This window comes from Devosia neptuniae, assembly GCF_025452235.1.
Classification (GTDB): Bacteria; Pseudomonadota; Alphaproteobacteria; order Rhizobiales; family Devosiaceae; genus Devosia.
Window position 1 is genome coordinate 86,921 of sequence record NZ_CP104964.1, and the last position, 13,839, is coordinate 100,759.

Here is a 13,839-nt window from a genome sequence, read left to right on the forward strand (position 1 = left end):
GATCTAGGATCGCTGCAGAAAACCGGAGCGCAGCTGAGCTATTGTGATTTTTCTCAAGGCCCGAATGAGCGGGATGGCGCTACGCGTGCATCAATGGTTCGCATAATATGCGGTCTGCAACCGCGTCAGGTCGGCCCTGGCGATTTGCGTGAGTTGGAAGGAGTTAATATAGGTTCATATATGATTGCTAGTAATATAGGAACCTATATGCAGAGGCAAGATATAAGAACGTATATTGACATTCGCAATATACGAACCTATATCAGGCTAGGCCATGCAAAATCGTATATGCCATGAAAATCAGAACAGCTCGCGACATCGGTATTATGATCAAAGAGGCCCGTACCCGGCGCGGCCTGTCACAGGCCGCCTTGGCCAGGAAGATCAACACTACGCAGACGTGGGTGTCCTGGATCGAGAACGGCAAGTCTAGCGCCGAGATCGGCAACGTACTGCTGGCGCTGACCACGCTCGGTGTAGAAATGGACTTCCAAATTCCGACCGCGCCGAGGTCGGCTGATCATGATGATGGTCACCATCATGACGCCGATGATCGGCATGCCGACGATCAAGACGATGATATTCCCTACAAGCTCTAGGCGACAATGACCATGATGGTGAAGCCGATCGACACTCTCGACGTCTACATCGCCGGTCGGCTGGTCGGGGAACTCCACCACCTGCGGGGTGGCAAGCTTTCGTTCTCCTATCACGAGGCATGGATGGATGGGCGGGTAGCCATCCCGCTCTCGCTGTCAATGCCGACGATCACCAGGACCTACGAGGGCAAGATAATCGAGGCATTTCTCTGGGGTCTGCTGCCGGACAACGAGCAAACACTCGCTAGATGGGCGCAGAGATTCCAGGTTTCCGCCCGAAATCCGTTTGCCCTCCTCAAGCATGTCGGCCGCGACTGCGCTGGCGCCGTCCAGTTCCTTCCGCGTGGCGACCAGGTTTCCCGCGGCGAAAACGTGGAGTTGCTCACCGATACACAAATCGGCGACCGCCTGCGTGATCTGCGGAAGGATGGGGCCGCGACCCGGCGCATTGGCGATCCTGGACAGTTTAGCCTTGCCGGGGCGCAGGCCAAGACGGCGTTCCATTTCGACAAGAGCAGCGGCCAGTGGGGGATCCCCTTAGGCGACACGCCGACAACCCACATCTTAAAGCCGCCTATGCCACACTTGCACGGGCATACCGAGAACGAGCATTTCTGTCTGCAGCTTGCACGCAAGCTCGGCATGGACGCCGCACATAGCCAGGTTATCGACTTTGCAGGCGAAAAGGCGATCGTTCTCGAGCGCTACGACCGCCGCAACATCGACGGCAAGACCATCCGCATCCATCAGGAGGACATGTGCCAAGCCCTGTCGGTGATGCCGACGCTCAAATACGAGAACCAGGGTGGGCCGGGTATTACCACGATCTCCAACAAGGTGCTGCCGGCCTCCCTGGACCCAGTTCGGGACCGTCAGACATTCATGGCCGCGAACGTCTTCAACTGGATCATCGCCGGCGTGGACGCGCATGCAAAGAACTACTCGATGCTGCTCGGTGCGCAGGGCGAGGCCCGCCTTGCTCCGCTCTATGACGTCTCCTCCATTCTGCCGCACCTCGGCGAGGGAGAGATCCAAGCTGAAATGCGCGACCTCAAGCTGGCGATGAAGATCGACAGGGTGTACCCGATCGACGAGGTTATGCCGCGCCACTGGGAGCGCTGTGCAACTTCGGCCAAGGTCGGTGGCGAGTACACGATGCGGACGATTCGCCATCAGCTAGCGGTGATGCCCGATGTAGCCTCGGAGTGTGCTCAGGAGCTCCGTCACGAGGGGATCACTCATGAGATCGTTGGTCGCCTCGTCGACGCGATCGCGATGCGTATCAAGGGCTTGTCCCGGATCTATGGAGAGCAAGCCGCCGCGAAACCTGTAGTGATTCCGGAGAGGAAAGTCGGGCGCGAATAGCGGATCCACAGACCAATGTCGGCGAAAACGCATTCCTCCGCCCAGCATTTGAGGAGACCCGCACACGGCCTATGGGATTTTCGCTCAATTAGCGCGCGAGCCCCGCGCCGGGCAGATAGCCAGGGTACTTAGTTAGTTCGCAGCCACGCGCCGTTCGGCAATGGCTGCATCGATCATGTCTTCGATTTGCTCGAAGACGACCACGATCAGCAAGTCGCGCTCACCGTCGGTGTCACCGGCTAGGGCAGGTACCTTGAGGGTGAATTGGCGGAGCTGGTGGTCGGTGCGCAGAGTAAAGCCACACCGGAACTCGATCTGGCCAGCGTCGCTCCAAAGATCGACCAGAAAGGTCTCAAGGTAGTGGACGTAGCGGCTTGTCAGCTCGTTGCTTAGGCGGTCAACTGTAGCTTTCATGGGCGCTCCTTCTGTGGATTTATCCCCGAAATCCCCCGCAACGCCAACGACCTTATTCTTGTTGGACAGCAGAAGGAGCCGCCATGAGCCGCGAAGTGAAACGCACAGCTGCCCAGTTTTTGAATGGGATGGCTCTTGCCGTACTCGTGGGGGCGGCCATTGGTCCACTGGCGGCGGCGAGCGCAGTCTTCCCAACTGTTGCGGCAGCGATCGCCATATCACTTGGCTTGCACGGTGGCCCTGTTGGTTGCCGCCAAATGACGCTCGGGTCTCAAGGCTCAACTCCGCCTTCTGGCTCGCACTCACATCTCGCTATATCTAGACGGATATCTAGCAAAGTGTTTCGCAGGCACGATTATCGTTGTCGCGGTCTAATCGGCCGCCCCAGGAACAGTTCTTGAGATACCATTGCGCCGCACGGCAGCTCCCAATCTGACTACATGTTCGACGCGGGCTGCATGAGAGGCCCGAGGCGCTTTGGGTTGGTTGAGAAGTGGGAGCAGGCGCAACATAGAGTGGCTGTGGTTTGGTCGCGGCTGTGTATTGCTCGGAAACCCACCCATGAATGGCCGGGCTAAGGCTTACCAGCAGCCATCCGTTACGACGGTCAATAACGTTCACACTGGTACCTCGAGGAAGAGCCGAGATTATCGCGGCCGAGGTGCTGGGCTCGCGGCGCATATTCAATGAAGTGGCCGATACATATCGGATTTCGACCGTTCGCGGTGCGGGCGATGACGGGTTCGGTGGGATAGACGCCGCGGGTTGAGGCTGTGGGGTCCTTGCGGGTACAGAATTCTCTGGTGTTTTCACAATTTGTGAAATGCCTAGGATGAGAAGCCCAATCACGAGCCACCCTCCGAAAGATGATTTCCGTTTAGCCATCTAGCCCCCCAGCCAAACATTGATTGTGTTTGGATAGTTGGCAATGCTTAAGCGTCTCGCTCCGAGCAAACACATGGAAATCCTCACAATGTGCTGGGAGTCAAAGCTCGCCGGGCCTTTCTCTATGCTGTCGTTGGGAACATTTGCCTACGTTGTCGACGCGGATGTCAGCGGATTCGCATAATATCCCGCCTGGAGCTAAGACGGTCTGGCAGGCCGACCAGCGCGGTCGGCCGCGAGGACTGGTTCTGATCAAGAGGGGTCGACACGTTAAGCTTGGTCGCGGCGGACATCTCCACGGTCTACTCGCCGTATGTGTGGCGGTGAAATCAGTTGGCCGCCAGCCGGCGCCTGTGACGAAGGACGAGCAGGGCCAGCGCTGCCAGGGCTGCAAGCGACAATGCCGTTGCGATCCAGAGCGCCACGTCGCTCCCCGGTCCGGCAAGGAGTGCGGCAAAGAGTGGTGGCGCGCAGGCAAAGGACAAGTTCAGCGGTAGCGCGAGCATTGATGATGCGCGCGCGTAAGCCGCGGCAGGAAATAGATCGAGTGGTATTGTCGACCGCGCCACCGCCAATATGCCGCTCGTGAGGCCATAGAGAGCGACGAACGCCGCGGCGGCCAGTTCGCCATTGCCGAACATGAGGATCGCAAAGCTGACCGGCAGGCCTGCCGCCGCCGTGAGGCCTGTCGCCAGACTGTTCCAGTGGTGACTGGCGACAAGATCGATCAAGCGCGCGGAGAGTGCCGCAACGCCGACGAAAGAGGCGATCAGGATTGCCCTTCCGGGTTCCAGGCCGCGACTTTCAAAGAGTGTAATAACGGTGAGCGAAAAACCCCAGGTGACAATGCCATTGGCAGCCGTACTGAAGGCGAGCAGACCGAAGGCGGTCCAGTCGAGTGGACTGTCCGCTCCGTTTCTGGAGGCCTTGGGCGTGCTTTCGGATCGCTTTGCAAGCAACAGCCAGTAGATTGGCGCTGCCACCACCAGCAATGCCGCAGCACCCAACAGGGTCGCCACCCGCCAGCCGAACGCTGCTTGAAGCGCTCCGAGCAGGGGCCAGCATAATGTGGTGCCAAGACCACCGAAAACCATCAGGGCTCCAATCGCTCTGCGGGCGTGCGGGCCGGCGAGTTCGGCAACGGCGACTGGACCGCGGTGGTCAACATGCCCGCTCCAGCGGCACCAACAGCAGCCCAGCCGACGAAATATGCTTCGGGCCATGGTGCCAGGGCGATTATCACCAAACCAATCGCCGCCAGGCCCGCGCTCGCGGTCATGGCCAACTGCATGCCTATGCGTTCGAACACCTGCAGCGCAGGCACCGCGACCAAAGCCATCACGACCAGCATTACGGTCGGTCCCATCATCACAGCGAAGTATGGCAGATCCAAAGCCTCAGCCATGGCGCCGCCCGTGATGGCAGGAAGGTTGAAGGTCATACCCCAGCACACCGCCTGTGCCAGTGCTAAGGCGGCAACAATCAAGGACAGGCGAAATCGAGACTGGCGCATGCTGCGGAACTCCAGACAGGCTGGCTACTGATCACCACCAGATTTCATAATTGTGACAGCACTCAGCGGAAGAGGCGGAAGCCGCCGGCTGGCGTCAGGCCCGGGTCTAGGTCCTACGCACCATCCGCACAGCTGCCCAATGCAACGTCAGGCTAACCGGACCGGCGGCGGGCAACAGTCGAGTCGATCAGTTGTGAGCTGACGATGGCAATCGGAATAGGCCACGCTTGCGAAGCTGCCACCCTCATCAAGCGCCCGCTCGACATCGTAGGTAGCATCGCGGTAGGCGATCCACGCCCGCTGCGATGCTCGAAGCATGTCTTTGAAGTCGGCATCTTGCTTTGGATGTCCCGCTTGCCAAAGCGCGTTGAGTTCTCCGTCTACCCTCTGATTTTCCTGGGCGATGCAGTCAAGAATGCTTGCCGTCACGCCGCCGGACCGCAAGACTAGGGCGCCTCGAAGAGGCTCTCTAACAGTTTTGGGTCGAGCCGGACGAGACTGAGGATCACCCCCGAAGGGGCCTGCGGCGTCCACGTTTTGATATCGGATGCCGCAAAGATGGCGGGACCGGTCACCTCACTGTCGACCAGCCAGTATCGGTAAGGCGGCAGGATAGAGAACTCTCCAGGCTCCTTAACGGGAATGAATTGGCCATTGCTGAATTTGTCCAGTGCCTGCTCGATAATGATCGGATCGCCAAACCCAAGGACAAGGCAGCCCTCCGATGGCGCGCCCAGCGTAGTGCCGCTATTGGCTGCGAACAGCAAGTCCGTCTGTGACTTGGCAAGCGGATCCCCCGACATCCAACGCCGCACCTTCACTGTCTCGATCATCGGTGCTGCCTGGCCAACAATATCGGGATTGGACTCCTCTACCGCATCGACCTCCGCCGCAGCAGCGGCAATGGCCGACTCATCATGTTGAGGCGTCAGACAGGCCTTGTCGAAGGCATCAAGAAGTGCCGACCTTTCCGCTGCATAAGCGGGGCCGATAGGCATGATAGCGATAAGTGCGAGACCGGCAGATTTGAACAGCATGACACCTCCAGCTCTTCGCAAAGTCACCGCGTCCCATGGCGCAATTATGAAAGCAGGCCGGCGTTCATGGGACACTGGCGGGCCTCCTTACGGCGGGTAGGCGGATCAGTATGTCCCCACGGGCATGGTCCAATTCCACATGGGCGACGAATGTTTGACGTCTCTACCGCTCAGACCGCCAAACTTGTCTCTAGTTTGGCCTCGACTGGTCGACACCATTGAACGCGAGGACATGCTTGACCCATATCAGCCTCGGGTCATCGATCGGCGAGCACTGGCAAAATCGTCGCGTCGACCTACCAGCCAATCATCGGCAGGACGAAATCCGAAATCGCGCTGTCGAATTCGAAGTTCAAGGCGTAGAACATCCCCTCCTGGGTGAAGTCGATCTTGCCCGTTCTGGCCACTTCATCCAGCACACCCTGCAACTCGTCTTCATAGAATTTGACGGCCAAAACTTCTCGTAACCGCGCTTCTACCTGCGGTTGCAGCGCGAGCGCCTCCGCGCGCACCTCGGCTGGATTGGCATCGTTTCGCCAGACCGCCGGTTTGCTGTAGAGTTGTTCGATTAGTGCATCGACGCGCGCTTCATAGCCCTCACTGAATTCGAGCTCTTCGATGATCCGTGAGATCGTTTCGGGTGTCTGAGCATGTCCCCGCCCGGCGAAAGCGGACAAGGCGGCGATAACCAGCAGTGTCCGGACTACAGGCAACAAGCGAATGATCTGCAATGCCATGTCCTCAAGAGGTGGAAATTGCGGCAACCTGCAGAAGAACCGTGACGGTACTATGATCGCAACTGTTGAAGACAGCACCTGCGCGGCATCTTACTAAGGCGTAGAATTTTCCTATCCAAACCGCCGGCCGGCTCGCGATGATTGACTGCGGCGCATCGACCGGCTGATCCAGATCGACGTGCAAAAACGTAGTCTGCGGTAATGACCGCGCGACCCCGCCCGCGCTTCTCGATGGTGAAGATTTGCCACTCCTATGTCCCCGCGCCCTTTGAGGTAGCGTTGTGATCGACGTGTTAAGAGCGCGCTAACCATAACGGGGCAGGAGTGTGCATCAGCGAGGAGCACACCATGAGCAAGCACACTTCCCAGAACGACAAAGAACCCAAAATAGACCCCATGTGGTCAGCCGATGAGCATGAGCGGCGCCTTGCCATCATCCGCAGGGCCGCCGCCGGTGCGCGAAAAGCATTGCGCGATCAGGCCTCCCTGGCGGCCTAGCCCAATGAGAGGCTGACGGGCGCGGAGCTCCGTGGGGCGCTTAAATGCTCGTTTACCCTGCGGTGCCATAACAGTTTGGCGCGCTGTGTTTGAGTACGCGCTAATAAAACACAGACGCTCGCTTCGTGCGGCGCGAAGCGAGCGTCTGCGATGCTCGTAAGCACGTTTAGCCTGGGCTCAACCCAGTTCCTTCGACTACGAACTTCGCGTCTCGCACTGCCTAGAGCTTCCCTATGCCGTGACAGTCTGCGCGTATACTCGGCCTCTGCGGCGTCACGATCGGTGCCAAATGGGCCGACGACTGCCGTGAATACACCGCTTTTCCCGGCCAGCGCCTAACTTTCCGGGTAGCGGTGTTGAAGTTGCTGCTGGCGCGTCCCAAGGCCGACCGTTTCGTAAGCCTGTTTGAGCCACTTGACCAAGTCCGCGTCGATGTCTTCGTCCGGCTCGATCGTAAAGCGGTGTGTAAGGATTTTTTTGGTGGTGTGGAAGGCCGATTTGAGGTGCTCGTGTCCAACTTGCTCCAGTAGGTCAATTGAGCATTCGAGATACCTTCCTTTAATGTAGGCCGTTGCGAAATTGCGTTTGGCCCTCCATGCCACCATGCTCGCAGACACCTTCTCCTCCACTACCTCGCCGCCACCAGCACGCAGTGCAGCTTCCCGAAAGCGGAGGAATAGCGGAATTGTCGCCTCGTTCTTCCCTTGCAGATATTTCGCCAGCTCGTCGGATTGTTGGGTCATTTGTAATCCTGCATTGGTTCACAAGAGAAGCGACGAAACAGTAGTGAAACTGCGCGTAAGTTGAACGCCGTAAACTCGTCAGGACGGCTCAGCTTTCCGCTCCTTACCGCGTCGCCAGGGCCAGTGGCCTTCAATCTCCACCTCGAGAGAGACACTAAGGAACGTGCGGATAACAATGATCCCGGCGAGTAGGGCCACCGACTCAAGTGAGGGTTCGATCGCGACGGTATCGATGATGTCCGCCGCGGCCAGCACGACGCCAACCAGGATAACCAGCATCCCGGCGGCCTCAATGCCTGGCGTCTTGAGGTGCAGCAAATCCGAAAAGAACTCTTCCATGACCAATGTCCAAGGTTGCGGTGAGGCTATCGCCTCTCCGCCAGTGAGCGAAAGGTCAGCGAGTAGCGGGGCTCGCTTACAGGAGGAATGCTGTGTTCCCACTCGGAGCGCACCACGCCCGTCAACAGATATGCTGATCGCGGCTCTAGCGTCACGGAAACGCGCGCCCATTTTGCGCCCGCCTTTTTGCGAAGGCGCAGAGTGCAGGAATTACCCAAGGAAACGCCGATAATATCGGCGAAGGTCGCTTTGTCCTTGTGCCATCCGATGCCTGCGCCGGGGCCGTATTCGGTAACCAGGAGCTGCTCGAAAGGAGCCGGGTCGCCACCAAGTGCTACGGCGGCGCGATCTCGCACGTGCTGAAGGAATTGGGGCATTGGATCTACCCGATGCATCGTTTCAGTGCTGAAATCATACTTCCAGCCAAAAGACACCACGCGCCGCTTTCCCTGGAAGCCATGAAACTCAAATTTTTTGAACGGCAGGCCGGCCAGGCGATCGAGCAGCTCGGATTCTTCGGCCAGACCGATGATATCGGTCTGGTATGTGAAGCCGCTTGGCAGGATCGGCTCGCCAAAAAGATCCAGCGTCATCATGCGCCTCCTGGGGGAATGCGTCCTTCAACGCATTGATTGTCCAATCGGTGCCGAGAATGGCAATTCAGTCCTTGCATCAAAATCCAGGACTAGCGCCATAGTAATCACCCTGCCGGCCTTCCACGGATTGATTAGGCGTCGACCAAAAATTGGAGCAATGCCGCGGCTAGTTCTTCGGGCGCCTCTTCGGCCATGTGGTGGCCGCTGTCGATCGAGTGCCCAGTCACCGACGGTGCCCAGGGTCTCCAAATCGCTAACGGGTCTCCGTAAAGTAGTTCCATGTCGTCCCGCTTTGACCACAGGCACAATGTTGGACATTGCACTGTCTTGCCGGCAGCACGGTCTTCCTCGTCGTGGCGCCGGTCAATCCCCAAGCCGGCCCGGTAGTCCTCGACCATGGCGTGCACGGTTGCCGGATCCTGGGTGGCCCGGCGGAAGTCGGCATAGGCCTCGTCTCCCATGAACTCGGGTGACGCGACATACCATGCTGCCGGATCGGCGAGGATTGCTCGCTCAGGCTTTTCTGGCTGGGCGAAGAAAAACCAATGCCACCACAGTTGAGCAAACCGCGCATCACAGCGCTCCAATGCCTCCACGATTGGGACGCCATCGAGTACAGCCAGCTTTTCGATCCGCTCGGGGTGGTCCATCGCGGCTCTAAACGCCACATAACTTCCGCGGTCATGCCCAACGATCGAGAATCGGTCGTGCCCCAGATGTGCCATGAGTTCCACGCAGTCCTGAGCTTTCGCGCGTTTCGACGAACCGGAATGATCGGGCGTATCGCCTGGCTTACTGGATTGGCCAAAGCCCCGAAGATCGGGGCATACCACCGTAAATGATCGAGCCAGGATCTCCGCCACCCTGCCCCAAGTCGTGTGGGTTCGGGGATGGCCATGCAGCAGTAGGACCGCAGGTCCATGTCCGCCGTATCGGACCCGCAGCGTAGCCGCCGACACTTTCAAAGTTTCAAGCTGAAAGCCTTCAAAGATCATCAGTCCCCCGCACTTGGTGCATTGGGCAAGGCGCTATCCTTGTTCTGTCGAAAAGCGAAGTGCCTGCGGATATTGCTGTTGAAGAAGTAACCCTTTGAAAAGGCACTGCGAAAAGCACCATATGTTTCGGGCGGGACATCTTGATAGTCGTAGCGCTTCCCGTTGGTGACGAGCCAGATAGACAAGGTGCGGGTTGTGGCGTCACAGCTACTGTGTCGTATCGAGGTGGACGGCATTGGACGGGCTCCTCCGTCCCAACGCGATAGCGTTCGAAGAGATGCGATACGCTGCTATGTTCCTGGCCTATTGCACCAATCCTTCCCCTAGGGCGTGACTAGCCGCGCGTCGGGGCGCGGCCGCAGCATTCGCATAGTATGCGGTCGGGGATGGCAACTACCGACCCCAGGCTGTGTGAGAACTCGGCGCGTTACGGGGCCGAGTTCTCACACAGCCTCCACCCCGACGCCGAAGCTCGCAACGCGGACTGGTAGCTCTTAGGAGCTCGCGGCGCACCCTTGAACGGCAGGAATGGGACGTGATGCGGTCTAGTTCGTCGGCAGGTGGTCGGCGTTCAGGCGACCCAAATTGGAGCGGTTTTTGGTACGCCACTCGGATGGAGCCAATCCCGTTGACTTGCGGAATTGCGCGGAGAAATGAAACGGGGAACTGTAACCTAGGTAGCCTGCAATGGCCTTGATTGAGCGGTCGGAGTTTCTGAGAAGTTCACAAGCCCGGCGAATGCGCACATCGGTCTGATATTGCTTGAGCGAAACGCCGGTATGCTCGCGAAACAGCCGGCGCAATGTCGAATAGCTCACGCCAAGATTGCGAGCGATCGTGTCAAGAACAGCGGTTTCTCCGCTTTTTTCCATCAAGGCTCGCCTTGCTTGCTCCACGAGGCGGACATGCCCTTGGCCGGCCACGTCCCTCAACTGGCACAACCGGGCCAGCAATTGCAGTCCCAGAGTAGACAGAGTTGGTTGGTGCGCTAACGCGTCCTCTCGCGCCAATCGGTGGATAAGGGTAAAGACCTGGGCATCTTGGTCGTCCGCATGCCAGATGGGTGTTTCGAGCGACAGCACGCCGATGTCGAGCACCTTGTCAAAGGCCGGGCCGCGGCACTCAATCCAACTCTCGACCCAGCCCGTGTCAGGATCGGGGGCGAAACGATGCCAGACGCCGGGAAACATCAGGATGATGTCGCCCGCCTTCACTTCATGCACAAGGCCGGGATCTGGCGCCGATTGCAGCTTGCCGCGCCCCTCGCTGATCAACGCAAACTGGTAGGCCTGCAGTGTCCGGCCCTTCTCCCATTTAAAGTGATGGTCGTCGGGGTGCCGAGCTGGCGGATAGGCCGAACCGGGCGGAATCCGCGTGTATCCGGTTGACAGGGCGGTGCATCCCAAGGCTTCACACAGCGCATTATCCGCCAAATAGGTAAAGTAGTCTGTCTCATTCATGTGATCAATTTTCGTATGGAACAGATCATTTCATGAAAATCGTAGCGAGTTCTCGATGCCCCGGCGAGTGCTAAAGTCCAATCCAAGATCAATTTTTGAATGAGAGCGCCAAAGGCGCCATTGCGGCTTCATCTGTCGCAGTATCGGGGAGAGGACTATGCAATCTGGAGCGGAGCTTCGGCATGCCCATAGGCCGCTCAAGGTGGGCCTGTTTGGCATAGGCCTCGATGCCTATTGGCCGCAGTTTGAAGGCCTCAAAAGCCGCCTCGAATCCTATGTCGAAAAGGTCGCGACCAAGCTGGCGCGGCCTGGCGTCGAGATCGTCAATCTGGGTCTGATCGACGCCGCCCCGCAGGCGGTCGAAGCGGGTCATCGGTTCCGCGAGGCCGATGTGGACGTCATCTTCCTTTATGTCACGACCTATGCGCTGTCATCGACAGTTCTCCCGGTCGTCCGCCGCGCCGGCGTGCCTGTCGTGGTGCTCAATCTGCAGCCCCAGCGGTCCATCGATTATGGCGCCTTCAACGCCATGAAGAACCGGACCCGCATGACCGGTGAGTGGCTGGCCTATTGCGCGGCCTGCCCGGTGCCCGAAATCATCAATGTGTTCAACCGGTCCGGGATTGCCGCCCACCAGGTGACGGGCGTGCTGGAGGGCGATGCTCATGTCGACGGCGAAGTCGAGGACTGGATCGAGGCTGCCCGCGTCGTCCATGTCATGGCGCATAATCGCCTCGGCCTGATGGGCCATTATTATAATGGCATGCTCGACATTTATTCGGACCTGACCGTCCAGTCGGCGGCCTTCGGCACGGTGGTCGATTTTCTCGAAATGGACGAGCTGGCCCAGATCCGGCGCGAACTCCAGGCGGCCGAAATCGACGCCATGCTGGCTCGCATCCACGCCGAATTCTACATAGAGCCCGATTGCGATGCGGCCGAACTGCGCCGCGCGGCGGCCACGGCAGCGGCGCTCCAGAAACTGGTCGTGGCGCATGACCTGGGCTCGATGGCCTATTTCTATGTCTCGGTTCCCGGCCATGAACACGAAGACCTCGTTTCGTCGGTGATCCTAGGCTGTTCGCTGCTGACGGCGAGCGGCGTTCCGGTTGCCGGCGAATATGAAATCAAGAATGCCCAGGCCATGAAAATCATGGATGCCTTCGGCGTTGGGGGATCCTTCACCGAATACTACGCCATCGACTTCGACGACGATGTGGTCCTGATGGGCCACGACGGCCCCGGCCACCCCAGAATAGCCCAGGGTAAGACCAAGGTCCGCCCGCTGGAAGTCTATCATGGCAAAGTGGGCAAGGGCGTGTCGGTGGAAATGTCAGTGCGCCACGGGCCGGTAACGCTGCTGTCGGTCATTGAGCGCGACGGGCGGGTCGAATTGCTGGTCGCCGAGGGCGAGTCGGTGCCCGGCCCGATCCTGGAAATCGGCAATACCAATAGCCGCTATCGCTTCGCCAATGGCGCCCGCGCTTTCACCGAGGCCTGGAATGCCGCCGGTCCTGCGCATCACTGCGCAGTCGGCGTGGGCCACATTGCGGGCCGGATCGAGAAACTGGCGAAACTGCTGAATCTGAAATTCACGCGGGTCGTCTGACCCGTGGCAGAATAAACAGGAGGAGAACGACATGACTATTCTGAGGAGACTACGGCCGCTGGCCGCTGCGGTTGCCATGGTGGGCATCATGCCCGCCATGGCCCAGGACGCAGGCATCACCCCGCCGCCCGAAGTGGCGCAATTCGCGCCTGTCGAAGCGGGCAGCGGCGACGGTCTCACTATCGGCTTCACCCAGCTCGGCCTGGGTGTGCCCTTCACCGAGGCCCTGCAAAAAGGCATGGTCGCGGCCGCCGAAACATCGGGCATCAATCTCGTCACCTGCGATTCCAAATTCGACGCCGCCGCGGCGCTCGACTGTGCCCGCCAGTTCAGGACGCAGAATGTCGACGGCCTTGTAACCTTCCAGGCCGACGCAGCGGCCGCTGCGAATATCTGTGCCGAGGGGCCGCAGGTTCCCGTCATCGCCATCGATATCGAGCAGCAACCCTGCCAGACGGCCTTTGTCGGCGCCGCCAACGTCTATGCCGGTGAAATCGTCGGCTATGCGCTCGGTCAGTATTTCAAGGAGAACTTTGACTGCCAGTATGACGCCTGGTTGTCACTGGAATCCCTGGCCGTTGGCGTGGTCAACGACATGCGCATGGGCGGCATGCGTGACGGCTTCGCCAAGGTCTGTGGCGACGTGCAGAATGCCCGCATCATCGATACCGGTGCCGGCGGTCAGGCCGACACGGCCCAGCGTCAGGTCACCGATACGCTGACTGCGCTGCCCGGCGCCCAGCGCGTCATCGTGGTCGGCATCAACGAAGACGTGATCACCGGGGCTCTGGCCGCCGCACGCTCGCAGAACCGCACCGAAAACCTCTATCTAGGCGTGCAGAACTTCGATCCCGGCAATTGCCAGATATGGACGGCGCCACATTTCATCGCGTCGGCCGCATACTTTCCGGAAAAGTATGCCGAACTGATCATCCCCAACATCATAAAGGCCGTGAAGGGCGAGAGCATTGCCGACCAAATTCTCGTGCCGCACGAGGTGATCACCCCCGAGAACATGAAGCAGTTCTACCCTGAGCTGAGCTGCTGAT

General features: G+C 59.1%; 18 protein-coding genes. 5 read left to right on the top strand and 13 right to left on the bottom strand.

Features of this window, described 5'->3' with window-relative positions; all coding sequences use genetic code 11:
• Positions 1-293 precede the first annotated feature (293 nt).
• Both N8A98_RS00435 and N8A98_RS00440 read left to right on the top strand, forming a co-directional pair.
• Positions 294-599 carry a type II toxin-antitoxin system RelB family anti-toxin gene (locus N8A98_RS00435; RefSeq protein ID WP_262165627.1) on the top strand — a complete coding sequence of 102 codons (306 nt, stop codon included), beginning with the start codon at positions 294-296 and terminating at the stop codon, positions 597-599.
• Positions 600-611: 12 nt separating this feature from the next.
• Positions 612-1,964: a type II toxin-antitoxin system HipA family toxin gene (locus tag N8A98_RS00440; protein WP_262165628.1), complete on the top strand. Its 1,353-nt coding sequence runs from the start codon at positions 612-614 to the stop codon at positions 1,962-1,964.
• Between the two features lie 132 nt (positions 1,965-2,096).
• Here the strand turns inward: N8A98_RS00440 and N8A98_RS00445 are convergent, their stop codons facing one another.
• The 7 genes from N8A98_RS00445 to N8A98_RS00470 form a co-directional block, all read right to left on the bottom strand.
• The gene (locus N8A98_RS00445) at positions 2,097-2,378 is read right to left on the bottom strand and encodes a hypothetical protein (protein WP_262165630.1); all 282 of its coding nucleotides are present in this window, start codon (positions 2,376-2,378) and stop codon (positions 2,097-2,099) included.
• Positions 2,379-2,708: 330 nt separating this feature from the next.
• Positions 2,709-3,263, bottom strand: coding sequence for an SH3 domain-containing protein (locus N8A98_RS23320; protein WP_390888755.1), 555 nt, complete (start codon positions 3,261-3,263; stop codon positions 2,709-2,711).
• Between the two features lie 329 nt (positions 3,264-3,592).
• Positions 3,593-4,357 carry an MFS transporter gene (locus N8A98_RS00450; protein WP_262165631.1) on the bottom strand — a complete coding sequence of 255 codons (765 nt, stop codon included), beginning with the start codon at positions 4,355-4,357 and terminating at the stop codon, positions 3,593-3,595.
• Positions 4,357-4,776, bottom strand: a complete 420-nt coding sequence (locus N8A98_RS00455; RefSeq protein ID WP_262165633.1) for a hypothetical protein — start codon at positions 4,774-4,776, stop codon at positions 4,357-4,359. The genes N8A98_RS00450 and N8A98_RS00455 overlap by 1 nt, the downstream gene beginning before the upstream one ends.
• Positions 4,777-4,923: 147 nt before the next feature.
• Positions 4,924-5,220, bottom strand: a complete 297-nt coding sequence (locus N8A98_RS00460; RefSeq protein ID WP_262165635.1) for a lysozyme inhibitor LprI family protein — start codon at positions 5,218-5,220, stop codon at positions 4,924-4,926.
• 2 nt (positions 5,221-5,222) lie between these two features.
• Positions 5,223-5,813 carry a hypothetical protein gene (locus N8A98_RS00465; protein WP_262165637.1) on the bottom strand — a complete coding sequence of 197 codons (591 nt, stop codon included), beginning with the start codon at positions 5,811-5,813 and terminating at the stop codon, positions 5,223-5,225.
• A gap of 296 nt (positions 5,814-6,109) precedes the next feature.
• Positions 6,110-6,544, bottom strand: coding sequence for a hypothetical protein (locus N8A98_RS00470; RefSeq protein ID WP_262165638.1), 435 nt, complete (start codon positions 6,542-6,544; stop codon positions 6,110-6,112).
• A 354-nt stretch (positions 6,545-6,898) separates the two neighbouring features.
• Between N8A98_RS00470 and N8A98_RS00475 the strand changes: the two genes are divergently transcribed.
• Entirely contained in the window at positions 6,899-7,048 is a 150-nt protein-coding gene (locus N8A98_RS00475; protein WP_262165640.1) for a hypothetical protein, read from the top strand.
• 335 nt (positions 7,049-7,383) lie between these two features.
• Here N8A98_RS00475 and N8A98_RS00480 read toward each other — a convergent pair whose 3' ends face one another.
• From N8A98_RS00480 to N8A98_RS00505, 6 genes are all read right to left on the bottom strand, one after another.
• A complete protein-coding gene (locus N8A98_RS00480; protein WP_262165642.1) occupies positions 7,384-7,791 on the bottom strand; it encodes a DUF5655 domain-containing protein in 408 nt (135 codons plus the stop codon).
• Positions 7,792-7,869: 78 nt separating this feature from the next.
• The gene (locus N8A98_RS00485; protein ID WP_262165644.1) at positions 7,870-8,130 is read right to left on the bottom strand and encodes a DUF1622 domain-containing protein; all 261 of its coding nucleotides are present in this window, start codon (positions 8,128-8,130) and stop codon (positions 7,870-7,872) included.
• Between the two features lie 26 nt (positions 8,131-8,156).
• Entirely contained in the window at positions 8,157-8,723 is a 567-nt protein-coding gene (locus N8A98_RS00490) for an alpha-ketoglutarate-dependent dioxygenase AlkB (RefSeq protein WP_262165898.1), read from the bottom strand.
• Positions 8,724-8,857: 134 nt separating this feature from the next.
• Positions 8,858-9,718: an alpha/beta fold hydrolase gene (locus N8A98_RS00495; RefSeq protein ID WP_262165900.1), complete on the bottom strand. Its 861-nt coding sequence runs from the start codon at positions 9,716-9,718 to the stop codon at positions 8,858-8,860.
• Between the two features lie 2 nt (positions 9,719-9,720).
• Positions 9,721-9,957, bottom strand: a complete 237-nt coding sequence (locus N8A98_RS00500; protein WP_262165646.1) for a KTSC domain-containing protein — start codon at positions 9,955-9,957, stop codon at positions 9,721-9,723.
• Positions 9,958-10,266: 309 nt separating this feature from the next.
• Positions 10,267-11,181, bottom strand: coding sequence for a helix-turn-helix domain-containing protein (locus N8A98_RS00505; RefSeq protein WP_262165647.1), 915 nt, complete (start codon positions 11,179-11,181; stop codon positions 10,267-10,269).
• A gap of 157 nt (positions 11,182-11,338) precedes the next feature.
• On the opposite strand from N8A98_RS00505, the gene N8A98_RS00510 reads away from it, so the two are divergent.
• Both N8A98_RS00510 and N8A98_RS00515 read left to right on the top strand, forming a co-directional pair.
• Complete coding sequence (locus N8A98_RS00510; RefSeq protein WP_262165650.1) at positions 11,339-12,790, top strand: arabinose isomerase; 1,452 nt, start codon at positions 11,339-11,341, stop codon at positions 12,788-12,790.
• A 31-nt stretch (positions 12,791-12,821) separates the two neighbouring features.
• Positions 12,822-13,838: a sugar ABC transporter substrate-binding protein gene (locus tag N8A98_RS00515; RefSeq protein WP_262165654.1), complete on the top strand. Its 1,017-nt coding sequence runs from the start codon at positions 12,822-12,824 to the stop codon at positions 13,836-13,838.
• Position 13,839: the final 1 nt, after the last annotated feature.